Below are 26,636 nucleotides of genomic sequence, written 5' to 3'. Positions count from 1 at the left end.
TTTCCTACATTACTTCTATTCCGTATCTAAATAATATTTTATGATCTTTTGAATATCACTATCAAAATCTAAAAGCGAAAGCATTTCTTTAATTAGAATATTTAAGGTTATACTTAAATGATGTCTCGCTATAGAATCCTTAATCATATTTGCATACTCATTTTTAGAAACAAGCCTTCCATCTCCTTGTTCTGAAACAATAAGAAAACAGTTTTGTTTATCAAACAATGTCTCAGCTATCTGTTTTTGAAATATGGATAGTGATACTGTCTTACTGTCTTGATCTTTATTTGACATATCACTATTCACTTTAGCGATAAGCAAATTATCAACACCAAAAGATCGCATTAGGACAATACAACGAATCCATACCACATCAAAGAAGTCAAATTCATTCTTTTTTCCACTAGATGCTAATTCGCGCTCTTCATTTAAAAGCCTTGTAGCTTTCCAATGATGAAGTTGTCTATTCGTGACAAATGGTAAATCAAGCGTTTTAAAGCGTTTTTGCAAACATACTTTGATAATCTGATCTAAGGATAAAGATGTCTTGTCTATCATTCTAAAATAAAGTCATACTAATTATTCAGATACGAATATAATTAAAATAAATTACATTTAAGTAATTTATTGGTAATCCAATGGAAAGTACCTATCCCGTTTTAATACTAAGACCTTCATGAAATAGTGATATGGAATCTTTACTCCAAAACTAGATCCTGTGCGATAATCAACGATAGTTATCAAATTATTGGATTTATGTCTAAGTTGACGAATATGATTTTTAATAGTTTTTACATCTTGTCCTGTCTCTTGAGCTATTTTACGAGCATGAACATAAAGCATTGGCATAGTATCTGAACCAATGTCGATTTTGGAAATGTCATTACAAAAATAAGGGTACTCATAAGTATGCCCAGTAGTTTTTTCATTTAGTAAGTTTTGATAGTTCTCAAAAAGAGTACATAGGGTTAAAAGTTTTCCTTTTCTTATTCTGTTATCAAAATCAGGATGATTTTTATTTTTCTGTTTTACAGCTTGCTTTAATTTTTGGCGATCAAAAATGTATAGCATTTGTTTTTTCTTTTTCTTCATTTTTCATTTTCTTTTTTAACAGTTTATGATTAGCACATTTTTTTAGTTTCTTTAAAAAAGGATGCACTTTCTAACCTTCTTTGTTCATAATTGATAACAAAGTTTGAATAAAGAAGTGGGAAATCCTTGGCGCGACTTTGGTAAAGTGACAAAATCGGTGTTTTCTGAATACCTAAATCATTGATTAAAAATGAATTGAAAAATTAGAGAAGTACCAAACTCCAATAAAGTGTTGTAATCACACCTTATTTTTAAAGAAATAGGCTATGGAAATTTTTGCTACTTTCTTAGGAAATTCCAACGAGAACGCACTTTTAATTGAAAATTGTGTTTCAACAAAACATCTTCTCTATTGAACACAGGTTTTCTTAAAGGTTCTTTAGGGTATCCTTAAGAAACCTGCTCTTGGAAATTTTTGCTACTTTCTTAGGAGATTCCAGAAGGAGCGTATTTTTATTGAAAATTATGTTTCAACAAAAACATCTTCTCTATTGAGTATAGATTTTCTTAGAGAATCCTTAAGAAATTTGCTTTTGGAAGTTTTTGCTACTTTCTTAGAAAATTCCAGAGGAAGCGTGTTTTTCTTGATATTACTGTTTGAAAAAATATAAACGTTGCGCTCTTTAAGAGGTACACCCTGTTTTCCTAGAGAAATAGGCTTTGGAAGTTTTTGCTACTTTCATAGGAAATTCCAGAGGGAGCGTGTTTTTATAGATATTACTATTTGAAAAAGAATAAACGTTACACTCTTTAAGGGGTATACCCTGTTTTCCTAGAGAAATAGGCTTGGAAGTTTTTGCTACTTTCATAGGAAATTGAAGTGGGAGTGTGTTTTTCTTGATATTACTGTTTGAAAAAGAATAAACGTTACATTCTTTAAGAGGTATAGCCTATTTTCCTAGAGAAATAGACTTTGGAAATTTTTGCTACTTTCATAGGAAATTGCAGTGGGAACGTGTTTTTATTGATGATACTGTTTGAAAAGGTATTAACGCTACACTTTTTAAGAGGTACACCCTGTTTTCCTAGAGAAATAGGCTTTGGAAATTTTTGCTGCTTTCTTAGGAAATTACAGTGGGAGAGGGTTTTTATTGATACTACTGTTTGAAAAGGTATCAACGCTACACTTTTTAAGAGGTATACCCTGTTTCCCTAGAGAAATAGGCTTGGAAGTTTTTGCTACTTTCTTAGGAAATTGCAGTGGGAGCGTGTTTTTCTTGATAATACCGTTTAAAAAAGTATAAACGTTGCGCTCTTTGAGAGATACACCCTGTTTTCGTAGAGAAACAGGCTTTGGAAGTTCTTGCTACTTTCTTAGGAAATTACAGAGGGATCATGTTTTTATTGATACTACTGTATGAAAAAGTATAACCGTTACACTCTTTCAGAGTTATATCCTGTTTTCCTAAAGAAATAGGCTTAGAAGTTTTTGCCACTTGCTTAGAAAATTATACACATAGAGGTTTTGTTATCAACTATCCTTTTAACCAATGCAGTTACCTATTAGAATACTTAAAATGGAAATTTTATTGGAAGTTTTTTCTACTTACTTAGATATTGAAATAAAACAGTTCATTGAAAATTTCTATTATTAAGACAATAGTGTTTCTTATTATTTGAATAAATGCTAAGTAATCCTTTGTAACATAGCGAAGCATTATTTGACTTTATAATAACTACTATAGAGTTACGATTTTTAAAACAAACAACGTTACACGTGTAACGTTGTTTGAGAGAAATTGGGATCTAATTTCTAGGGAGAAATTAAATTAAAAGGGAATCAAATATATGGAATTAAACTGTAAATAATGCTCAAAAATCTTTGACCAAAAGAACAAAAGGCAAATATATTGCTCTGCTAAATGTAGAACAAAAGCCTGTAGGGTACGTCACAATAAAGGCAAGTTAAGTGAACTCATAAAGCAAGAGCCTTCAAAAAAATCCATAAACAATATGGATTTACTTACAGCTTCTATAGGTAGTGTTGTTGGAAACACTTTTAATGAACTTACTAATTCTAAAGCAACATTTATTGCACAGAAACGTATAGAAGCTAAACAAGACCTTTTATTGGATAAAGTAGAAAACCTAGAATGGAGTCAGCTTAGTATGTCACTTGCTTTGAATAGCAACAAGAACAATCAAGATAAAGTAGCTCTTTATCCCCCTATCTTTAGACGTATCAAAGCTGAAAGAAACCCACGATTAAAAAGGCTTGTAGAGATAGAACTTAAAGAAGAATGGATTGATCGAAATTTTTATTGGGTAGCCCCTACAGTGATCGTTACTGTATTGTATGTATGCTATAAATTAATTCCCGATAGCAAGCAAAGGAAAGTAGCTTAATTCAAGGTTTTCATACGCTGAACACATACACAAACGTAGTATTTAGCTTATTTACAATAATACATTTCCTATTTAAAATTAGCTTAAAAGCGAAAAACCTCAATAATATTACGTTTTTACCGTAGTATTATTGAGGTTTTATTATTGTTTTAATTTAATCATTAACAGTATATTAGCAACCCTTATCGTTAATAATTATTTTATAACTATAAAGGGCTGTTTCATTTTATCATAAAGGAAAAGATTAAATTATTTCTGTTTAATCTAAATACCTTAAATAAGATGAAAAAAAATGTAATTATCACGCTATTCGCTATTATCGGATTGGTAGCAAGCTGTACTCCTCCAGAGAGAATTTCTGAGGAAACTGAAATTCAATTAGTAGATAAAACTGAAAATGTCAGACCAGGAAATCAAGGGCAACAAGGTGGCTAAAATATTTGCCACATCTTTAATAATCTTGTCAGGGTTAATATTATACCTTGACAAGATTTATGATTATTTCAATATAACTTTAGATAACTTACACGGCTGGTCTAATCAAGCTAATTTTATATGGTCACTAACTCAAACAATTTCCCCCATTTTAATAATGACAGGTTTGTACTTGAGACCTTATGTTGTATCGTTGTTTGTTCCAATTTTTTGTTATGTACTTCAGTTTTATTTCGTAATTAATAGTAACATAGTTTTGGATAATCCAATGACTTGGATATATGTTTCTGGAACTTCAATTTTAATCTTATTTACTATTCGATTTGTTAAAAAACAACTTGATTACCTCTCTTCTATTAACGATTTAAAGATTGAAGTTATGGAAGAGATTATAGATGCTAGTAATGAATTGCTTAAAGGGGAAAAAGATAATGGGGAAAGGGATTGATTATTATAGAAAAATTATTGAATTAAAGTTTAGGATTCAAGAATTGAAAGAACAATATAGACTAAAGCAAATTACTTTGGCTGTTTATAAGCAACAATTAGAAATAATTTTAGAAGAACTAAAAGAAAATGCTAAAAAGGTTGAAAGTGATGAATTTGCTATGTTATTAAATCAAATAATAACCAATCTAAAGATCATTTTGATAGGTCTTTGTTTGTTTTACTAAGTTCTTTAGTAGTCTCGCTTATTGCGTCCTTAGCTTTTAAATCTGCCAATATTAAATAAAGTACATTTTCTAATTCGTCAAGTTTCCCCTTTAATGTATTTTCAACTAATTGTAAAATAGATTTTACAAAGACATCATTTCTAATGTCCTTTGATGAAATATTATTTAAAGCATCTGGACTTACAATCATATTTCCTTCACCCATTATAAACCAAAAGATATTTAAGTCAGGGTATGCTTTTAAGATAGTGCTAGCATTATCCACTCCTAAACTTTTACCTCTATCCAAAAACCCTTGAGAAAGCCCTGTACGCTCATAAAAACTGTTCTTAGAATACCCTTTTTCTTTGAGATAGTGAATTAATTTTTCCTTATGATTCATAAATAATTATGACAATTATCTTTTTTATGTTGATTTTTGTCTATATTTGTAATGATTAGTGATCAAGTCTCTTAAAATAATAGGGACTTTAACACACAAATATAAACAAATCGTATTCAAAAAGTATGAATTGAAATGTTTGTGATAAACACAAGTTCTTTTTTTATAGTTCAACCTAGATTAAACAAATCATAATTGTAAATGAGTACACTTGACGCTCTTTCACTCCAAAGGTTCGGTTGGATTTTTTAGTTTTTTCGGAAAAGGGCTTGTGTTTTATTAAGGATTAAAAATCTATGATTTAAAGTAATCGTTATTGCTTTCAAAAATTCTTCCCTAAAAATTTTTATAGTCAAAAGATAGGTTTATTCCTGTGCCTAAAAGAGTGAATTGTATCCTAAACAATTGTCACTTGCTTAGTGCAAAAGGAGGTATTTGCAAATTTTAAAGGTAGTTCTCTAATTAGATCAGTCAGTTCACTCATTTTCAAAATGTTTCGTGTCTTTTGTATCTATATTTGAACATCCCTAAATTTTTAAACATCCTCTTTAATTTGAATATTAATTTAAAACCATAAATGAAAAATGATTAGAAATGTAGGATTTTGGAGAGCAAGAATATTTCTTGTTCTTACGGCAATGACACTATTTTTATGTTGCCAAAAAGATGATGAACCGTCATCACTTCAAACACAAGAAACACAAGTGTCAAACTCTCTCACATTTAAAAGCAATGTGACTACAGATGAGATTCCAGACGTGATGGATTATCTTTCTACAAAAGGAGATAGTCGAGGACACTTTACTATTAGTAAATCAAATACTAATAATCGATCTAATGAACCTGATCTCGTTATTGGAACACTACAAACAAGAGAGATTATTCAAATAACAGATCAATATGATCGTAAGAATTACACATTTTTGCTCACTTCTATTGAGAGTAATGACTCAACCGTAAAATCGATCTTTAACTTGATTATTAAAGAATCTTCAACAGGTTTTTTCTCCTACATAATGGAGTACCGTCCTGATGCAAATTGGAATCCTGACTATAGAGATCCTGAGTATTTTTTTACCTTCACAGGGGAGTCTATTTATTATAACATTGAAGGTTCTTATTTAGCAAAAGAGTCTTTGTCTGATGGAGAAGTTATAAACGCCGAAATAAAAAGTAATTGCCCAAATCCTGATAGTGACAGTGGAAATGGTGGAGGTGGAGGTGCTGACGGGGGTGACGGAGATGGAGGAGATGGAAGTAGTAATGGAAGTGGAGTAGAAATTTCAACCACCATAAATTGTGATGCACCTTGTACTCACCCAGAACATAACCCACACGCTACTCCTTGTGGACACCCTATATGTGTCTCAGAAACAGTTGTTGTTTTTAAATCAAGTGAAAGTGTCGGAAAGCACGTTCGTAATCCCTGCCTTCCAGAAGATGCTCCAGAATTTTGTCATGAACCTAATGGAGATCCTTGTGAGTGCAATCCAAATGGAGGTTGTGCTGAAGAAATTGACACAAATCCAGTAGTAGGAATAATCTATGATTTAGATCTTATTTTTAGCTTAAATGATTTTTTGGAGCCTGATCTTACTCAAGAACAAATTGATTGGATTTTTGACAATGAAGACAATCTTGAGTTTGCCGAATATGCTCTACAAATTTTAATGGCTAATCCTGATGCAAATCCCCTAATAGGAGCAGATTGCAGAAGTTTTGAATATGCACAACCACCTGGAGCACCACAAAAAGGATGTGCTGTGACAAATTTTAATCATACTTTTTATACTGCTGGGGTAAGACCCAATGGTAGTCCATATTATGGAGAGATTGATATCAATATGAATATTATATATTTTACGATGCCAACATTCTTAACAAATGGGCAGGCAGCTAATTTGACAGCAATAGCAGTAACTGAAGCAATGAAAGAAACGGATTTATATTTCTTTGAAAATCCTGATATCTCTGAATTTTCGTTGGATGATTTTTTTAGGAATAGAATGATGTTTAACTTAGCATTAGCTGGTGGTTCATTTAGTACGAACATTGAACCGTTTCCAATACCTAGCCCAGCTCCATATATAACCAGTATTTTAGGTTTAAGTAATCCTTTTGACTGCTAGAAATGAGAAATATTATCTTACTTTTAATTTTAATGTTGAGTTCGAAAAATAGTTTTATGAAGGAAATGGAGTTTGAAAAATTATTAGGTAAATCTATTTCTTTTGTAGAAAATACTATAGATAGAGACTTTGAAAATAAAATTTTTGGAAATAAAGTATTTTACATTAAAGACAATTCGATTTCTAAGTTTTATTTTGGGATGATCTATAACCATATTAGTTTGGAAACTAACGAAAATGACTTAGTTCATTCAGTAACCATCAACTTTCAAGGAATGTTAGATCGTGATTTTTATGATAACTTTAATGTTGCTTATGGAAAACCACAGCATATACAAATTATTGAAAATAGGCAACTTGAAAATGAAACATTCATAAGAGATGAAAACGGTAATATTACTCAACACTTAAAGAAGAGTACTTTTGATTTAAGAGAAGGTACTTTTGAGGAGCAACCGTTATGGATTATTTGGAGAAAAGAAGGTTTTGAGATTAAAGCATTTTTAAGACATAAAAATAATAGAAGTGAAATAACTTTCAAAAAGCTGTAATATATTTAGAAACAGGTTAGCTAGTTTTAGATAGCCTGTTTTATTATTCTAATAAATGCACAACTAGGTTGTACTATTAGTTAGATTCAAAATTGGACTTTTTCTCAAACGGAGTAATTCTATGTAAATAAATGAAAATATTAATATCATTGCTTTTTAATCAACATTTTTTCTATGATCATTTGTTAAGGAAAAATGTATCACAAAATATTAAATTAAATCTTTTCCAAACAAGTCAAAATAATTATCGGGTTATTCCAGATGTTCAAGTTAAAAGCCAAGATATAAGGAAAAAGAACGTTCTTATTAAAACTGATAATAATGGAGTAATAGAACATATAAGTTTACACTTAAGAGGATATACATTAGATGAGATAATTCAAATATACATTGAAAGATACGGGAGTCCTAATGAATGTTATTCTATGAAAACTGAGGTAGAATCCCTTAATTTAAGGGATAAAAAAAGCAATATTAGTGAAGGTTACATTAATTTGGAACCTTCACATCTTTCGGATAAACCTATTGTTTTAAAATGGATTAACGGAAAATCTGAAATAACTGTTATGAAAAACTTTCTTACAGATAAAATTACAGTAACTTTTTTATCTCTTAAATAATTACAAATATTCAAAATTAATAACCCTTCGACATCTTGTTGAAGGCTAATTCTAAAAACTTTTAATTTATATGTATTGTTAAATTCAATATAGATATATTATATAGTTTTCTTATCAAACTTTTAACACCAAGAAGTAGAACTATTTACCCATTTGATCCATAAATATTGCACCACATTTTCTTAATGGGCTTTTGGGTATAGTTCTATACTTTTTACTAAAATTATGAATACAACCATACAAATCTATGCACAACAATTAGAAGCTATAAATTATAAATCTCTTTGGCTAGGGGCTAATCTTATGGAGAAGATAGATGGTATCTCAAACCATACTGCATTCATACGCCCTATACCAGAGATTTATAGTGTAGCAGAGATTATAGGACATTTAACAGCTTTAAATATAGATGTGATCAATAAGATAAAAGAACACCTCTTAATACAACAAGTCTATCAACCTGATCATTGGCGCTCTAATGAGGAACTTAAAACCATTGGTTGGAAACAACTAAAAGAAGATTATGAAAAAAGTATTTTATCATTAATCATACTTCTCAAAGATAAAGATGATTCTTTTCTTGAAAAAACATACACAGAAGACAATCACAAAAGTAGATACCCATTTGAGTTTGCACTAGAAGGCGTTATTCATCATATTTTATATCACTTAGGGCAAATAGGTATTATCATTAAACTACTTATTAGGAAGGAGCTTCATGTATAATAATGGAGAACAATTAACAGCCCTTAATTGAGCATCAAACTGTAATTAATTAGTGCAGTTATCGAATATCACTACTGGCTACAATCAAACTTATATGTTGTATCAAAAGTTTGATAATTACGATAAAGTCTGTAGGTATTTTTCTACAGGAAGTAACTTTATACTTATTTGTAATTTTCTAATTAAGTAAAGTAATAAAAAAGGCGATGTAAGATTACACCACCTTGAATGTTTTCACAACGGAATAATCCTTATTGTGAATTGCTTTCAGTACGATAAAGATAATAAAATCTTTTTTACTACAATTACGGAAAACCACAATGTCATTTTATATATTTTCCTAATTTTAAGGAAATTATATTAAAATGAAAAGAATATTAGGATTAGATTTGGGGACAAACTCGATTGGGTGGGCTTTTGTACATTCAAATTTTGAAAAAAAGGCGGGAAGTATTGAAGGGATTGGTAGTCGAATAATTCCAATGGATCAAGGCATATTGGGGAAATTTGATGCAGGAATTTCTATATCTCAAACTGCTGAACGGACAAATTATCGAGGAACTAGAAGATTATATCAAAGGGACAATCTTCGTAGAGACAGGTTACATAGAGTCCTAAACATATTGAAATATCTACCTAAACATTATGCATCAAGTATAGATTTTGAAAAACACTTGGGACAGTTTAAAAAAGGAACAGAACCAAAACTTAACTATTTTACAAATAAACTTGACAAACATGAATTCTTGTTTAAAGATAGTTTTGAAGAAATGATTTCGGAGTTTAAAGCTAATGATCAAGGAACAAAAATTCCTTATGATTGGACTATTTATTATTTAAGAAAGAAAGCCCTTTCTAAACCTATTACAAAGGAAGAGTTGGCTTGGATACTTTTAAATTTTAATCAAAAACGTGGATATTATCAACTACGTGGAGAGGAAGAAGATATTTCTAAAGATAAAGTTGAAGAATTTTATGCTCTTAAGGTTTCAGATGTCTTAGCAACAGAAGATATAAATGCGAAAGGTACTTGGTACAATATTATTTTAGAAAATGGATGGATTTATCGTAGACAAAGTAAAGAGTCTCTTTTTGAATGGAAGGGAAAAACTAAAGAATTTATCACTACCATCACTTTAGATAAAGACGGCACAGTAAAAACAGATAAAGAAGGGAATGAGAATAGAAGTTTTAGAGCAGTTGATTCAGAAAAAGATTGGATTGCTATTAAGAAAAAAACTGAGAATGATATTTTAAACTCTCGCAAGACGGTTGGACAATACATTTATGAAAGTCTTTTACAAAACCCTACTCAGAAGATACGTGGCAGACTTGTCAAAACTATTGAACGTAAATTCTACCGTGAAGAACTCAATGCGATTCTTGAAAAACAAATTTCTTTTCACGAAGATTTACAGGACAGGGATTTGTATAAAAAATGTATTGAAGAATTATATCCCCGAAATGAAGCACATCAAAAAAATATTGCTCAACGAGATTTTAAATACCTCTTTATTGAAGATATTACTTTTTACCAACGCCCATTAAAGAGTAAGAAATCTAGTATTGCAGATTGTCCTTATGAAAGTCGCTTTTATAAAAACGAAAACAGTGAGTTTGTAAAACAACCTCTTAAAGCTATTTCAAAATCTAACCCCATTTTTCAAGAATTCAGGCTATGGCAGTTCCTTCATAATTTAAAAATCTATAAACTTGATGAAGTTGAAGATATAGATGTAACCTCCAAGTTTATTTCTAAAGATGATGATTGGATTGCACTTTTTGATTTTCTGAATGATAGACGAGAAATTGATCAAAAAGCTTTTTTAAAAAATTTTAAACTTTCAGAAAAAACTCATCGTTGGAATTACGTAATCGAAAAAAAATATCCTTGTAATGATACAAGAGGACAAATAAAATCGAAACTATCTAAGCTAGAAAATGTAGATATTGACAAGATATTAACCAATGAATTTATTAAATCACTTTGGCATATTATCTATTCAGTTACTGATAAGAATGAGTTTGAAACTGCATTGGGTACTTTTGCTACTAAGAATGATTTGGACAAGCAAAGTTTTGTAGAAAACTTCAAGAAATTCCCTCCCTTTGAAAGTAGTTATGGCGCTTATTCAGAAAAAGCCATAAAAAAAATGCTTACTGTAATGCGAATGGGTAACTATTGGGAAGAGAATTCAGTAGATGAAAAATTGAAATCTCGTATAACTTCTATTTTAGAAAGGCTAGAAACAATTAATTTTGATATTAATAAACTTGATCTTATTCAAGATGATGATATCCCGCAAAGGCTTTTAAAATCTTTCGCGAAAGCAAAAGCAAATCCATTAAGCGGTTTAAATACCTATCAAGCTTGTTACGCTATTTATAACAGACATTCTGAGGTAGGTAGTATTAAACAATGGAAACGACCTAAAGATATTACAACATATCTTGACAATTTTAAGCAACATAGTTTGCGCAACCCTATTGTAGAGCAGGTAATGTTAGAAACCTTGCGAGTAGTTCGTGATATCTGGGAGTATTATGGCACTTATACCGAAATAGATGGTAAAAAAATCTATGATGCTCTTTTTGATGAGATACACTTAGAATTAGGTCGTGAGATGAAAAATGACAAAAAAACTCGTGAGCGTATATCAAAATCCATTAATGAAAAAGAAAACACTAATGAGCGTATCAAATCACTCCTACAAGAAATAAAAAACGATTCAACTGTTAATGATGATGTACGTCCTTTTTCTCCAAGTCATCAAGAAATTTTAAAATTATATGAGGAAGGTGTTTACGATAATCCTAATGTTAATTACAATGAAGTTTCGTTTGACGAAATAGAAAAAATTAGAAGGAATACATCGCCTACTAGGTCTGAACTAACACGCTATAAACTTTGGTTAGAACAAGGCTATATTTCGCCATATACAGGAAAAACTATTCCTCTTAGTAAATTATTTTCTACGGCATATCAAATTGAACATATTATTCCGCAATCACGCTATTTTGACAATTCAATGAGTAATAAGGTAATTTGTGAAAGTGTTGTAAATGAGGAAAAAGGGAATGAAACAGCTTATGCTTTTCTAAAAAAGAGAGGTGGAGAACTTATTGAATTAGGACAAGGTAAAACAGTCACACTTTTATCTTTGGAAAATTTTGAAAACCATTGTAGACATTATTTCAGGAAAAATAAATCCAAACTCACAAAACTTTTGAGTGAGGAAATTCCAGAAGGATTTATTAACAGACAGCTTAATGATAGTCGTTATATAAGTAAACTCATCAAAGGTTTATTAAGTAATATTGTAAGAGAAGATGGCGAAAAAGAAGCCACTTCTAAAAATTTAGTACCTATTAATGGGGCTATCACATCCAAGTTAAAAAAAGACTGGGGTCTGAATGATAAATGGAACGAACTTATTGCCCCGCGTTTTATGAGATTAAACGAATTGAGTCAATCTCAGGATTTTGGATATTGGGACAAAAAAATAAATGCGTTCAGAACGCAAGTGCCTGATGAACTTTCAAAAGGTTTCAGTAAGAAGCGTATAGATCATCGCCATCATGCATTAGATGCTTTAGTCATCGCTTGTACAACCAAAGACCATATTAACTATATAACATCTTTAAATACAGAGCGGAAAAACCACTCTCTTGTTTCAAAATTAAGAACTGTAGAGAAAAAACAAATCAGAGATACTAAAAATGGCAATATAAAAACAATCTCAGTTGCCAAAACCTATCATCAACCTTGGAGTGGTTTTACAACCGACGCCAAAGAAGCCCTAGAAACAACAGTGGTCAGTTTTAAACAGAATCTTCGTATTATTAATAAGACCAACAATAAAACACAACAATGGGTTAAGAAAACCGATAAATTTAAAAAGGAATTCGTTAAACAAACTAAAGGTCAGAATTGGGCGATACGCAAGCCTTTACATAGAGAGACCGTTTCTGGAAAAGTACTCATCAAAAAGGAAAAAGGATTTGTCTCTATAAATTTGGCTATTGATACTTGGGAAATGATTATTGACAAGACTATCAAAGAAATTATTTCAAAAACGGTTAAAGATTTTCAAGAAGATTTAGTAAAAACAAAAAAACACTTTAAATCAAACCCTATTGAACAAGACGGCAAGATAGTATCTAAAATTGCTATTTATGAGAATGTTGAGGCTACAGCTACTCGTGTTCCACTATCCGAGAAGTTTACTCGAAAACAACTAGAAAGCACCACAGATTCTGGAATTCAAAGAATCCTTGAAAATCACTTAAAGAATTATATTGACGAAAAGGGAAAAGAACGTTTTGATCTAGCGTTTAACTCTGATGGAATTGATGAGATGAACAAAAATATCCAACTTCTTAATGAAGGCAAAAAACACCAACCAATAAAAAAAGTTAGAATTTATGAAGTAGGAAATAAGTTTAGTGTAGGAGAAGAAGGGGCAAAAAGCAAAAAGTATGTTGAAGCTGCAAAAGGTACTAATCTCTTTTTTGCAATTTATTGGGATGATAAAAAGCAAAAAAGAAATTATGAGACTATACCTCTTGAAAAAGTAATTGCTTGGCAAAAAGAAGAAGCTTCTTTACCCAAACAACAACGAACTGGTGTGCCAATTAATAATTTGAAAGGACAGTTTTTATTCTCGCTATCGCCTAATGACATGGTATATGTGCCAAATGAGGAAGAAAAAAATAATCCACTTTTAATTGATTTTAAAAACTTAACACCTACTCAAATCAACAATATCTATAAGATGGACAAGGCATCTGGTAAAGAGTGTTATTTCACTCGATTTGATATTGCTTCTTTAATAAGTCCTTATTCGCCTAAATCAAAGTTTGGAGAATTAGGAAGTCAAAATAAGCTTCAAACTACAATGTGCGAAAATAATTTTAAGATTGTTGACAGGTGTATTAAGCTAGAAATTGACAAACTTGGTACTATTAAAAAAGTGATTAAATGATTAAACGCACTTTATTTTTTGGAAATCCAGCTTATCTCAGCACAAAAAATGAGCAATTAGTAGTAAGCTATCCAGATGAAGCAAAAAAACAAAAGACTGTTCCAATTGAAGACTTGGGATATATTGTACTGGAAGATCCTCAAATTACTATTACTAACGGATTAATGATGAAACTTGTCCAAAACAAAACGGCTGTCATTACCTGTGATAAACAACATCTTCCATGTGCGCTACTACAACCTCTTGTAGGGCATACAGAGCAAACGGAACGAATGCGTGATCAACTTAATGCAAGTCTTCCCCTTAAAAAAAATCTTTGGCAACAAACTATAGAGGCGAAGATCGAAAATCAAGCAAATCATTTGCTTTCGCGAAAGCGTAACGCATTAAAACTAAAACGATGGGCTAAGGAGGTGAAAAGTGGTGATACAGGGAATCATGAAGCTATAGCAGCTGCATATTATTTCCAATCTCTTTTTGATGATATTAATGGCTTTAGTAGAAATCAAAAAGGTATTGCTCCTAATAATTTATTAAACTACGGGTATGCGATTTTGAGGGCTATTACAGCTAGAGCATTAGTGAGTAGTGGTATGTTACCTTCTGTAGGTATTTTCCATCGTAATAAATACAATGCATTTTGTCTTGCTGATGACATTATGGAACCTTATCGTATTTATGTTGATGCTATTGTTTATGAAATCACAGAATCTGGTAGTAATATGAGTGAACTCAATACAAATTTAAAATCTCAATTGCTGACACTACCTGCAATGGATGTATTAATAGATGGGAAATGGAGTCCACTTATGGTTGCCATGAGTCGCACTACAAACAGTTTATATGAATGTTTTTCAGGAATATCAAGACGAATATTATATCCTGAGTTTGTAATCTTAAATTAATGATTAACGAAGAACATTTTTCTCGTTTAAATCAATATCGTTCTATGTGGGTTCTCGTATTTTTTGATTTACCAACTGAGACTCGTCTTGAGCGAAAAGCAGCTAGTCGTTTCAGAAAAGATTTATTAGATGATGGATTTGGAATGTTCCAATTCAGTATTTATATGAGATTTTGTGCAAGTCGAGAAAATGCGGCAGTCCATATTAAAAGAACTCAAAATGCACTACCTAAGAAGGGGAAAGTTGGTATAATGCAAATAACCGACAAACAATTTGGAATGATTGAACTTTTCCACGGACAGAAAGAAGTTATACCTGAGCCACCCTCTCAGCAATTAGAACTTTTTTAGAATAAAAAAATCACTCCCTAATATTAAGAGTCTCATATTTATAGCCCTCATTTTTAAATCCTAGAACACCTGTTAAAAAACAGTATACCAGTCAAATAGGGCTGGTATACTGTGAATCATCTATAAAAATAGAGAACTGAAAGCAATTCACAACATTTGCAAACACAGGAAAGGAGAGACCAGAACTGTGAATCATCTATAAAAATAGAGAACTGAAAGCAATTCACAACTACATGGTCAACATATGCCTATGAAGGTGAACTGTGAATCATCTATAAAAATAGAGAACTGAAAGCAATTCACAACACTAAAACAAGTATTACAACGGTTAAATAACTGTGAATCATCTATAAAAATAGAGAACTGAAAGCAATTCACAACGAAATACGTTTGCACGTGGTCTATGGCTTACTGTGAATCATCTATAAAAATAGAGAACTGAAAGCAATTCACAACACAAGGAGCAGAGCGAGAATAAATTATTGCACTGTGAATCATCTATAAAAATAGAGAACTGAAAGCAATTCACAACAAAACGCTCCAAGTCTTTTATCGCGTCCTTACTGTGAATCATCTATAAAAATAGAGAACTGAAAGCAATTCACAACATGATAGTGAAGGTAAACACGAAGGAGGGCACTGTGAATCATCTATAAAAATAGAGAACTGAAAGCAATTCACAACAAATATGAAGTGGGTAATTTTCCATTTTTAACTGTGAATCATCTATAAAAATAGAGAACTGAAAGCAATTCACAACATAAAGTTGGCTAATACTTAGGGCTTTATTACTGTGAATCATCTATAAAAATAGAGAACTGAAAGCAATTCACAACAAACTAGCTTCTAGTACGTCACGCCCTTCGACTGTGAATCATCTATAAAAATAGAGAACTGAAAGCAATTCACAACCGTAAGCATCTCTACAATAGTCAATATGGTACTGTGAATCATCTATAAAAATAGAGAACTGAAAGCAATTCACAACGTAAGGAATAAGAATATCAAGTTTTCGTAACTGTGAATCATCTATAAAAATAGAGAACTGAAAGCAATTCACAACCAAAGTTCTGCTATTGCTTTATTTTGATTTACTGTGAATCATCTATAAAAATAGAGAACTGAAAGCAATTCACAACACAATCTCACGCAAGATAGTTTATCGCCTGACTGTGAATCATCTATAAAAATAGAGAACTGAAAGCAATTCACAACGATGTTGCTATTGAAATGTCAGAAGATGAACTGTGAATCATCTATAAAAATAGAGAACTGAAAGCAATTCACAACCTATCCCGTTATGAACAGTCCTTACCTCTAACTGTGAATCATCTATAAAAATAGAGAACTGAAAGCAATTCACAACTTGCTTCTCCTTTATAATCTTCCATCTTTTACTGTGAATCATCTATAAAAATAGAGAACTGAAAGCAATTCACAACATATTTTTCTTTTATTTGTTTCATTCGTTTACTGTGAATCATCTATAAAAATAGAGAACTGAAAGCAATTCACAACATATAAGCCCTACCGCTTCACTAACAAATCACTGTGAATCATCTATAAAAATAGAGAACTGAAAGCAATTCACAACTATTTCTATTGATTTACCAGTGTGTGTATTACTGTGAATCATCTATAAAAATAGAGAACTGAAAGCAATTCACAACACCCAGGGACAGAGGCAACCTTTTACAAAGACTGTGAATCATCTATAAAAATAGAGAACTGAAAGCAATTCACAACGTAACTCTGTAGCGCCATCGACTTGTATTTACTGTGAATCATCTATAAAAATAGAGAACTGAAAGCAATTCACAACATTTTCTATACGAAGCATCCACTTCTTAAAACTGTGAATCATCTATAAAAATAGAGAACTGAAAGCAATTCACAACTTATGTAGCCCTCCACTAAAACCCCGTGCTACTGTGAATCATCTATAAAAATAGAGAACTGAAAGCAATTCACAACTATAAGTTCTCATGGTAAAATCATCATAAAACTGTGAATCATCTATAAAAATAGAGAACTGAAAGCAATTCACAACAATATTTAAAATCTCGTATACCATGACACAACTGTGAATCATCTATAAAAATAGAGAACTGAAAGCAATTCACAACGAGTATGAGAAAACCTCTTACTATATCCCTACTGTGAATCATCTATAAAAATAGAGAACTGAAAGCAATTCACAACATAGTATTGTTATTTGATTGGGGTTATTGCACTGTGAATCATCTATAAAAATAGAGAACTGAAAGCAATTCACAACCTATTTCATAACCTGTAATTTTTTCTCCAAACTGTGAATCATCTATAAAAATAGAGAACTGAAAGCAATTCACAACTAAATCCTCCTTAACCTCATCAACCAGATCACTGTGAATCATCTATAAAAATAGAGAACTGAAAGCAATTCACAACAATATTTTACTCATATTAAACCGCTCCCATACTGTGAATCATCTATAAAAATAGAGAACTGAAAGCAATTCACAACAACCTCTTTGAGCATCTGTTGCAAACTATGACTGTGAATCATCTATAAAAATAGAGAACTGAAAGCAATTCACAACGTGTTGGGTCTTGGTCATACTGTCCTGCAAACTGTGAATCATCTATAAAAATAGAGAACTGAAAGCAATTCACAACCTTCGCGGGGTTGTTGGCGAAGAGCTTGTCACTGTGAATCATCTATAAAAATAGAGAACTGAAAGCAATTCACAACTAGGTCGCGAAATTGTGCAAAACGTCGCCGACTGTGAATCATCTATAAAAATAGAGAACTGAAAGCAATTCACAACTAAATCAAGGAATGCGACTTTTTTATTACCACTGTGAATCATCTATAAAAATAGAGAACTGAAAGCAATTCACAACAATATGTCACCGCTAGTAAATTTCATGCTAACTGTGAATCATCTATAAAAATAGAGAACTGAAAGCAATTCACAACCATCTTGCACGCAGTATGTCTTGAAGTCCTACTGTGAATCATCTATAAAAATAGAGAACTGAAAGCAATTCACAACTAAGTACGGCGGCCCCTTTGACTATGTCGTACTGTGAATCATCTATAAAAATAGAGAACTGAAAGCAATTCACAACGCCTCACTCTGAGCCCCGTGAGGGTTTATCACTGTGAATCATCTATAAAAATAGAGAACTGAAAGCAATTCACAACGTATCTCCAGCAATGTCGTTCCTCCCTGTTACTGTGAATCATCTATAAAAATAGAGAACTGAAAGCAATTCACAACACGGCGTGCATTCAGGAGTGCGGCTTACTAACTGTGAATCATCTATAAAAATAGAGAACTGAAAGCAATTCACAACGTTTACTCCTGCCGAGTCTTATGGGCGTCACTGTGAATCATCTATAAAAATAGAGAACTGAAAGCAATTCACAACAGTGCCTTAGGTGGTCCCACTTCTCAACCTACTGTGAATCATCTATAAAAATAGAGAACTGAAAGCAATTCACAACGAGATATGCCATCTATCTGGCTCTTACCTACTGTGAATCATCTATAAAAATAGAGAACTGAAAGCAATTCACAACACTACGTTGCTCTATCGAATAGTGCTTCTGACTGTGAATCATCTATAAAAATAGAGAACTGAAAGCAATTCACAACTGGCATTGCTAAAGGATGCCGAGAAGCACGACTGTGAATCATCTATAAAAATAGAGAACTGAAAGCAATTCACAACAAAGCTGCCTCTATTGTTTTTTTATTGGGAACTGTGAATCATCTATAAAAATAGAGAACTGAAAGCAATTCACAACGTACATTGCTTAAGGCTTTTATATGTTTGTACTGTGAATCATCTATAAAAATAGAGAACTGAAAGCAATTCACAACTGGATCTCTTTAATATTATTAATCACAATAACTGTGAATCATCTATAAAAATAGAGAACTGAAAGCAATTCACAACAATAACTCCTAAATCATTAATATCTGATTCACTGTGAATCATCTATAAAAATAGAGAACTGAAAGCAATTCACAACTACTATAGTAGTGTCCTTATAGTTAATTTTACTGTGAATCATCTATAAAAATAGAGAACTGAAAGCAATTCACAACGGTAAGTTTATCTATCATTTTGGCAAGGGAACTGTGAATCATCTATAAAAATAGAGAACTGAAAGCAATTCACAACCCTAAGCCAGGGAGCGCCTTTTTCTTGATACTGTGAATCATCTATAAAAATAGAGAACTGAAAGCAATTCACAACAATCAATTTTTTGAAGCAACAACATAAAACACTGTGAATCATCTATAAAAATAGAGAACTGAAAGCAATTCACAACTTCATCGTGAATAGTCAAAAAGAGATCAATACTGTGAATCATCTATAAAAATAGAGAACTGAAAGCAATTCACAACTACAAATGTCTGATTTCCGTAACCATCTATACTGTGAATCATCTATAAAAATAGAGAACTGAAAGCAATTCACAACTAAGATTTCTAGATCCTCCTTGCTGTAATTACTGTGAATCATCTATAAAAATAGAGAACTGAAAGCAATTCACAACCGGTTCCACCAGTTCCATTGTTTATCTTGGACTGTGAATCATCTATAAAAATAGAGAACTGAAAGCAATTCACAACGAAAACCCACAAGAAGGAGATATTGCAATTACTGTGAATCATCTATAAAAATAGAGAACTGAAAGCAATTCACAACAAAGACTGGTCAACACTTAAGTCGTTACTGACTGTGAATCATCTATAAAAATAGAGAACTGAAAGCAATTCACAACGCAAGCATAAGGATAAGCCAGTAACCAGCGACTGTGAATCATCTATAAAAATAGAGAACTGAAAGCAATTCACAACACGCAGTAGCATCTGCTTTTTTCTGCGCTAACTGTGAATCATCTATAAAAATAGAGAACTGAAAGCAATTCACAACGGTAATTGTTTCTGTTTGCTCAATTAATTACTGTGAATCATCTATAAAAATAGAGAACTGAAAGCAATTCACAACCAGTAAGCTCATCTCTTTGTGCAGCACTTAACTGTGAATCATCTATAAAAATAGAGAACTGAAAGCAATTCACAACAGACCCTTCTCTACAACAATGTCATAAATAACTGTGAATCATCTATAAAAATAGAGAACTGAAAGCAATTCACAACAAGTATGAAAGGTAAGAAGTATACAGAGGACTGTGAATCATCTATAAAAATAGAGAACTGAAAGCAATTCACAACTAGATCCTACAGATATATCATTAAACTGAAACTGTGAATCATCTATAAAAATAGAGAACTGAAAGCAATTCACAACTTAAACAATTTGGGAACACGGGTGAAAACGACTGTGAATCATCTATAAAAATAGAGAACTGAAAGCAATTCACAACCTCGTAGAGGCAATCCCATAAATAGAAGAGACTGTGAATCATCTATAAAAATAGAGAACTGAAAGCAATTCACAACTAGTCTTTCGTCAGATAAGTATTTTTCTTTACTGTGAATCATCTATAAAAATAGAGAACTGAAAGCAATTCACAACTACAAATACCTCACTACTTGCTTTTATATTACTGTGAATCATCTATAAAAATAGAGAACTGAAAGCAATTCACAACACTATTACTTCTGGTTTATAGCTATCTCCTACTGTGAATCATCTATAAAAATAGAGAACTGAAAGCAATTCACAACGTGATGTTGGTTGGGAAGCACCAGAAACATACTGTGAATCATCTATAAAAATAGAGAACTGAAAGCAAATTACAATAATTTCTAAATACTAGTTATAATCAAACTTATATCTTGCAGTAAAAAGTTCGATAATTGACCCGTTTGGGGTACAAAAGGCTTCTTGTTTTACAAGGAGCCTTTTTGCATTTACATCAAGATTGGAATCTCAGATTAATACCATTCTAATACTTTCTTTTTAATTCCGCTTTCGCGAAAGCGTATAAAAAATCTTTACTTATACACAATAGGTAAACTTTATAATTGGGTGTATTTTTCAAGGAAGAATATCACACCTTCTGTAGGTATTTATAGCATTTATTTATTTTGTGATCAAAGATCATAAATGAGAACAACTTTTTCTACACTTCTAACGTATATCTAGAATATCAAAACAAGTCAGATGCACAAAAACAAGGGTTTTTGACTTGAATGCCGTATTAGAATTATGGGAAAGCCGTAAATAAATTACGGATATAATAACTAGCTTTAATACGTGTTAGAACCCCTAAAATTCTTCACTTAAGAACACATTATATTTTCTCACTAAATTGAATTGTTATGGAACATTCTTATGTTATTATTGACAGCAATCCAGACACCGTATATGCTATACAGCTTGCCATGGAAAATTTTAATAATTTTATCTGTATTGGGATTTCTCCTAGTGAACAAGAAGGTCTTGATATTATTTTAGAAAGAAATCCTTCTTTAGTATTTCTTAATATAGAGCTTGAGCATAGTAATTCTGGTATCACAGGATATTATATGTTGGATGCACTTCAAAAATACGTAGACATCTTGCCACAATTTATAGCATTGTCAACTACAGCTAAGTATGCTATAGAGGGAATACGTTATAGTATATTAGATTATATTATGACGCCCATAGATAAAAATGTATTACGCCGTACGCTATTTCGTTTTAGAAAATTAACATTTAACAAGCCAGAAGATATTAATGATACGCTCTGTTTAAAATCCTATGGTGACTATAAGTTTGTAAATACCAATGAGGTGCTTTTTTTAAAAGCAGATAATAATACGACAGATTTTGTAAGAGTCAATGGTTCGACGGTAAGTGCTTTTAAAACATTAAAATTCTTTCAGGATTCACTTCCAGAACATTTTATAAGAATACATAATAGCTACATTGTAAATAGTCATTATATATCAAGAATTCATTTTGGAAAATCACAATGTACCATGGAGCATAGCGATGTTGCTGTTCCTTTTTCAAAATCGTATAGAGAAAATGTAGAGATGATACGTGACAATTTTTATAAGCGAAGCTTAGTCATTGCTTAGGGGAGTTCGTGTTTGTTTAGTTTGAGATATAGTATTAATAAAAACGTATTTAACCAAACTACCTGAAGAATATACGTTTTTAAGCGAGTTGTTTGTAGGAGAATACTCTTTTGGAAGCCTGAACTTAATAAGACCATAAACACCTCATATTTTAAACTGTTCAATGTACGTGTATATGACACCCATCTACATCTATCTGTGGTATAAGCACTATTTAGGTGGTAAATAACAATTTTAACATATGACTTCTTGCTATTTTTACACCGTTATAACAAAGCAATGAGCGTTGCAAATTTTTTACAATATCATTAAGAGTACATATAAATTAGGGGTATGTGATTTTATGATGCTATAGATTGTAATTACTAATGTCCCAAATCCCTATGACATATTAATTTTTAACCATTTAACCATTTAACCAAGTATGCTATTGTGTATACTTGAAAATAAACTACTAAAACACACCCACTAATGAGAACATACATACAAACCATTGTTATATTGCTAATTACCGCTTTATTTTTTTCTTGTGAATCAGATCCAATATTAGAAGATTTTGAGACGGCTAATAACACCCTAAATATAGAAAACATTGAAATAGAAGACGTTGAGTCGACTTCTAATAATAGAACAGAAGAAACAAGTGTGGACGATGAAGATATCCCAGATCCAGATAAAGTAGATGATGAAGATATTCCAGACTTAGATAGAGTAGACGATGAAGATATTCCTGATTTAGATAAAAAAGTAGATGATGAAGATATCCCAGATTTAGGTATAAAAGTAGATGATGAAGATATTCCTGATGGTAATTAATATGGAATCAATATATTTATTAAATTTAAAAAATATTTTTTTAAAAAAAGCCTTATTTTCTTTATGAGAGTAAGGTTTTTCTTTTTTTATTCACTGAATTTTTATTAGTCTAATTTAATTTAATTTTTATTGTTTAAAATAAGTTTATATTTCTGATATTTAGCATAATGAAAAATAGTGTTTCTTTATTACTCCTAATGTGTTTTTTATCATTTTTGTCTTGTGATGATCAATTTTCTGAATCAAGTATAGGTGAAAGTGACATAAATCTTTTTGAGAAGTATCAAAGCCTTGTCGAGAATACGTCCATAGAAAAATCAGGTCGGCTTAAATATGTCGATAGCATGATTGATTACACAAAAGATTTACCAAGAGACACTTTGACGAGAAAGTATTTGTTGGATATAGCTTCTTCATATCGAAGTTTGGGGTTAGAGGATTCTACTTATAGTTTTTATCATAAAGCTCTAAAACTAAGTACGCAAATTAATGACTCTATAGGATTAGCAACATCTAATTATACTTTAGGAGTGTATCATTTAAGAAAAGATGCTTTAGATAGTGCCTATACCTATTTTTATGCTTCTGAAAAACTCTATGACCAAATAAAAGATATTAAGCAAGAGGCGAATTCTGCCTTAACAATGGCTATCACACAAAACAGAGTAAAAGATTATGTAGGTGCTCAAGAGAGTTCCATAAAAGCAATTAGACTTTTTGAAAAAACTGATGAAATTAGATATTTAGCTTCTTCATATAATACGTTAGGAAGTGTTTCAAGATCTTTAGGGGAATATGAAAGTTCTATAGAATATTATAAAAAAGTATATGAATATCGTAAAAGCCTTGAGAAGGAAGAAACCCTTGAAAAAGAAGATGATAGGATTCTAAACAGTAGCACGTTAAATAATTTAGGAATGGTGTATATGGATATGGGAGATTATCCAGAAGCTATCTTAAATTTCAAAAAAGGACTTGCGTATGATAGCCTTGAGATAAAAAAGCCTAAATCATATATCCGTTTAATAGATAATCTTGCCTATGCAGAATATAAAAACGGGAATATGACATCTTTTCCTGATTTATTATTGAAAGCTTTGAATAAAAGTAGGGAAGTAAAAGATAGAATTGTGATGGCTTCTAGCGGGATGCATTTGTCAGAAATATACTTAGCAGAGGGAAATAAGGAATTAGCTAAATATTATGCCAAAAATGCCTATGCTACTGCAAAAGAAACTACTTATAATGAGGGGGTACTAGGGTCCCTAGGGTTATTAATGAAAGTATCAGACCCTAGTGAAGGTATTACCTATGGCCAAGAGTATATACGTATCAGTGATAGTTTACAAATGGAAGAAAGAGCCTTTCAAAACAAGTTTGCTCGTATTCGTTTTGAAACAGATAAGCTGGTAGTAGCAAAAAATAAAGCAACTCAAACCTCCTAACGTTTACTTGTTATATTTACTATTTGTGCAATCTTATTTTTAATAGGCTATATCGTGTTACAACGTAGAAATAATAGAAAAGAATTAGAGTACCAAGAAGGACAACAAAAATCTAATGAAGAGATTTTTAACCTCATGCTTGCTCAACAAGGAAAACTGGAAGAAGGAAAGCATCTGGCAAAACAGCGAATCTCCGAAGAGCTACACGATGGAATTTTAAGTAGGCTTTTTGGGCTGAGATTAAGTTTAGATAGCCTGAATAATAAACATGGTAAAGATGTAGAAAAACTACGTTCTAGTTATATAGACCAACTTAAAGATTTAGGAAAAGAGATACGGAAAATTTCTCATGATCTTAACAATGAAAATTTCACACAAGGATCTTTATATCCAGATGTACTTAGAAAATTATTAAAAGATCAATTAGAACCACAGCAGGTAACCTATGAGTTTTTGTATGACCAAGAGATTAACTGGGATTTAATCTCAAACTCCAAAAAAGTACACGTTTATCGTATTATTCAAGAATGCCTCATGAATATTAATAAACATGCCAATGCAAAACACATTACCGTCACTTTTAAAAGTAAGGATGCTAGTGTACAACTTACTATAGAAGATGATGGTATTGGAATGGATGCTACAAAAGCAAAATCAGGTATTGGTATGAAAAATATAAAGTCTAGAGTAGCGCAAATAGCAGGATCTTACAAAATAATTAGTAAAATTAACTTAGGAACCCAAATCCAAATTCTATTTAATTAAAAAATTTAGTATCTTGTTGTCACTAAATAAATGTTAGCAAAACACTTTCCCTATAAAGTTTAAAATTAGCAACTTACGATATTTAGTATTCTATAAAATAATCGTAAACTATGAAAAAAAAACTTAAAGTCTTAATGGTAGATGATCATCCTATGATCTTAGAGGGATACAAAAATACATTATCAGATTTTTGTGAAGAGAACTACAAACTAGAAATAGAGACAGCATCCGACTGTGATGAAGCCATCTCTCTTATTGATAGAACCCCCAAATCAAAGCCATACGATCTTGCTATGATAGATGTACAATTACCTATCGCAACAAATGATGTAGGCATAACGTCTGGTGAAGGAATTGCCCAATATCTCAGGAAAAAATTCTCAAGAGCAAAAGTAATTATTCTTACCATGCATAATGAGAGTACTAGAATCCATAATATATTAGAAAAGGTAAATCCCCAAGGATTATTAATTAAAACAGATATCTCTTTTTCAGAACTTAATCATGCATTTGAGCAAGTATTAAGTCAGAAAATATATTATAGTAGTACCGTAAATGATCACTTGCGTAAAATGGTAACCAATGATGTCTCTGTAGATCAAATTAACCTTCAGATTTTGTACCACCTCTCTAGGGGGGTACGTACCAAAAATCTGACAAATCATATTAATCTTTCTCTAAGCGCCATCGAAAAGCGTAAAAATCAATTAAAAGAAAAATTACACGTAAAATCAGAAAGTGATGAGCGCTTAATTGAAGAAGCCCGTTTAAGAGGTCTTATTTAGAAAATATCGCATTCATACTCTTTACTCAGTACTTATTTGAGTAATTTCTAAAAAAACACATCCAGTATATTATTTCAAAATAATATACTGGATGTGTTTTTTATATAATATATAAAGACATCTACTTACTTCATAATAAAATCTTTATATATACGCTTTCGCGAAAGCAAAAACAGATGAAATATAATTCTTACAAATGAGCAGAAAAATCACCTAAGATGTCCAAACTAGAAGACGTAATTATCCAAAATGGCTATAAACAGCTTAATTTACGGTAAACCCGTAAAATTTTTGCCAGCATACCCGAAGAAATATTCAGAACTGCTTCTTAAATTAGATAACAGATAAGGAGAAGTATATTATACTTTGCTAAGTACATAAAATACACATTTTTCAATCTACTAGTAATTAGTATACGTTGTATGATTGAAAATTACAATCGTTGGTTTTGAGTGTTCAAGTAGCTTATTTAATGTATTGTAATAGATTAAGAGAGTTTAGGGGCTTGTCGTCTATACAATCATTAAAAAAAACCAATCTTCCCCCAGCTTTAAAATAGCCCTCGACTTGAGGGCTATTTAAAGCTTTTT

General features: G+C 31.3%; 19 protein-coding genes and 1 CRISPR repeat array. Of the genes, 16 read left to right on the top strand and 3 right to left on the bottom strand.

All coding sequences use genetic code 11. The features are described from left to right. Nucleotides 1-15: 15 nt before the first annotated feature. Both Q0505_RS11445 and Q0505_RS11440 read right to left on the bottom strand, forming a co-directional pair. On the bottom strand, nucleotides 16-561 hold the full coding sequence (locus tag Q0505_RS11445) for a hypothetical protein (RefSeq protein ID WP_299212910.1): 546 nt from the start codon (nucleotides 559-561) through the stop codon (nucleotides 16-18). Nucleotides 562-627: 66 nt separating this feature from the next. After that, on the bottom strand, nucleotides 628-1,095 hold the full coding sequence (locus tag Q0505_RS11440; protein WP_299212908.1) for a hypothetical protein: 468 nt from the start codon (nucleotides 1,093-1,095) through the stop codon (nucleotides 628-630). Between the two features lie 1,953 nt (nucleotides 1,096-3,048). On the opposite strand from Q0505_RS11440, the gene Q0505_RS11435 reads away from it, so the two are divergent. From Q0505_RS11435 to Q0505_RS11420, 4 genes are all read left to right on the top strand, one after another. After that, nucleotides 3,049-3,441, top strand: coding sequence for a hypothetical protein (locus tag Q0505_RS11435; RefSeq protein WP_299212906.1), 393 nt, complete (start codon nucleotides 3,049-3,051; stop codon nucleotides 3,439-3,441). 282 nt (nucleotides 3,442-3,723) lie between these two features. Beyond that, a complete protein-coding gene (locus Q0505_RS11430; protein ID WP_299212904.1) occupies nucleotides 3,724-3,876 on the top strand; it encodes a hypothetical protein in 153 nt (50 codons plus the stop codon). Next, on the top strand, nucleotides 3,839-4,324 hold the full coding sequence (locus tag Q0505_RS11425) for a hypothetical protein (protein WP_299212902.1): 486 nt from the start codon (nucleotides 3,839-3,841) through the stop codon (nucleotides 4,322-4,324). The genes Q0505_RS11430 and Q0505_RS11425 overlap by 38 nt, the downstream gene beginning before the upstream one ends. Continuing rightward, complete coding sequence (locus Q0505_RS11420) at nucleotides 4,308-4,550, top strand: hypothetical protein (protein ID WP_299212900.1); 243 nt, start codon at nucleotides 4,308-4,310, stop codon at nucleotides 4,548-4,550. Before Q0505_RS11425 ends, Q0505_RS11420 begins: the two co-directional genes overlap by 17 nt. On the opposite strand, the gene Q0505_RS11415 is transcribed toward Q0505_RS11420, so the two are convergent. Further along, a complete protein-coding gene (locus Q0505_RS11415) occupies nucleotides 4,519-4,932 on the bottom strand; it encodes a hypothetical protein (protein ID WP_299212899.1) in 414 nt (137 codons plus the stop codon). The two genes, Q0505_RS11420 and Q0505_RS11415, sit on opposite strands and share 32 nt — an antisense overlap. Nucleotides 4,933-5,516: 584 nt before the next feature. Here Q0505_RS11415 and Q0505_RS11410 point away from each other — a divergent pair. From Q0505_RS11410 to Q0505_RS11355, 12 genes are all read left to right on the top strand, one after another. Beyond that, nucleotides 5,517-7,061, top strand: coding sequence for a hypothetical protein (locus Q0505_RS11410; protein ID WP_299212896.1), 1,545 nt, complete (start codon nucleotides 5,517-5,519; stop codon nucleotides 7,059-7,061). 56 nt (nucleotides 7,062-7,117) lie between these two features. After that, complete coding sequence (locus Q0505_RS11405; protein WP_299212894.1) at nucleotides 7,118-7,612, top strand: hypothetical protein; 495 nt, start codon at nucleotides 7,118-7,120, stop codon at nucleotides 7,610-7,612. 131 nt (nucleotides 7,613-7,743) lie between these two features. Further along, nucleotides 7,744-8,232, top strand: a complete 489-nt coding sequence (locus Q0505_RS11400) for a hypothetical protein (protein ID WP_299212892.1) — start codon at nucleotides 7,744-7,746, stop codon at nucleotides 8,230-8,232. Nucleotides 8,233-8,457: 225 nt separating this feature from the next. Further along, nucleotides 8,458-8,958: a DinB family protein gene (locus tag Q0505_RS11395; protein ID WP_299212890.1), complete on the top strand. Its 501-nt coding sequence runs from the start codon at nucleotides 8,458-8,460 to the stop codon at nucleotides 8,956-8,958. Between the two features lie 365 nt (nucleotides 8,959-9,323). Further along, nucleotides 9,324-13,943, top strand: coding sequence for a type II CRISPR RNA-guided endonuclease Cas9 (gene cas9, locus Q0505_RS11390; RefSeq protein ID WP_299212888.1), 4,620 nt, complete (start codon nucleotides 9,324-9,326; stop codon nucleotides 13,941-13,943). After that, on the top strand, nucleotides 13,940-14,848 hold the full coding sequence (gene cas1 / locus Q0505_RS11385) for a type II CRISPR-associated endonuclease Cas1 (protein ID WP_299212885.1): 909 nt from the start codon (nucleotides 13,940-13,942) through the stop codon (nucleotides 14,846-14,848). The genes cas9 and cas1 overlap by 4 nt, the downstream gene beginning before the upstream one ends. Next, nucleotides 14,848-15,198 carry a CRISPR-associated endonuclease Cas2 gene (gene cas2 / locus Q0505_RS11380; RefSeq protein WP_299212883.1) on the top strand — a complete coding sequence of 117 codons (351 nt, stop codon included), beginning with the start codon at nucleotides 14,848-14,850 and terminating at the stop codon, nucleotides 15,196-15,198. Before cas1 ends, cas2 begins: the two co-directional genes overlap by 1 nt. 108 nt (nucleotides 15,199-15,306) lie before the next feature. After that, nucleotides 15,307-20,966: direct repeats of the CRISPR family, unit length 46 nt; unit sequence ACTGTGAATCATCTATAAAAATAGAGAACTGAAAGCAATTCACAAC. 522 nt (nucleotides 20,967-21,488) lie between these two features. Beyond that, nucleotides 21,489-22,235: a LytTR family transcriptional regulator DNA-binding domain-containing protein gene (locus Q0505_RS11375; RefSeq protein WP_299212881.1), complete on the top strand. Its 747-nt coding sequence runs from the start codon at nucleotides 21,489-21,491 to the stop codon at nucleotides 22,233-22,235. A 471-nt stretch (nucleotides 22,236-22,706) separates the two neighbouring features. After that, nucleotides 22,707-23,051 carry a hypothetical protein gene (locus Q0505_RS11370; RefSeq protein ID WP_299212879.1) on the top strand — a complete coding sequence of 115 codons (345 nt, stop codon included), beginning with the start codon at nucleotides 22,707-22,709 and terminating at the stop codon, nucleotides 23,049-23,051. Nucleotides 23,052-23,218: 167 nt separating this feature from the next. Beyond that, nucleotides 23,219-24,496: a tetratricopeptide repeat protein gene (locus Q0505_RS11365; protein ID WP_299212877.1), complete on the top strand. Its 1,278-nt coding sequence runs from the start codon at nucleotides 23,219-23,221 to the stop codon at nucleotides 24,494-24,496. 54 nt (nucleotides 24,497-24,550) lie between these two features. Continuing rightward, nucleotides 24,551-25,261: an ATP-binding protein gene (locus tag Q0505_RS11360; protein WP_299212875.1), complete on the top strand. Its 711-nt coding sequence runs from the start codon at nucleotides 24,551-24,553 to the stop codon at nucleotides 25,259-25,261. 110 nt (nucleotides 25,262-25,371) lie between these two features. Continuing rightward, complete coding sequence (locus Q0505_RS11355) at nucleotides 25,372-26,046, top strand: response regulator (protein ID WP_299212873.1); 675 nt, start codon at nucleotides 25,372-25,374, stop codon at nucleotides 26,044-26,046. Nucleotides 26,047-26,636 lie beyond the last annotated feature (590 nt).

The organism is uncultured Dokdonia sp., assembly GCF_937910895.1.
Lineage (GTDB): Bacteria > Bacteroidota > Bacteroidia > Flavobacteriales > Flavobacteriaceae > Dokdonia.
This window is presented reverse-complemented; position numbering and strand designations above follow the sequence as displayed.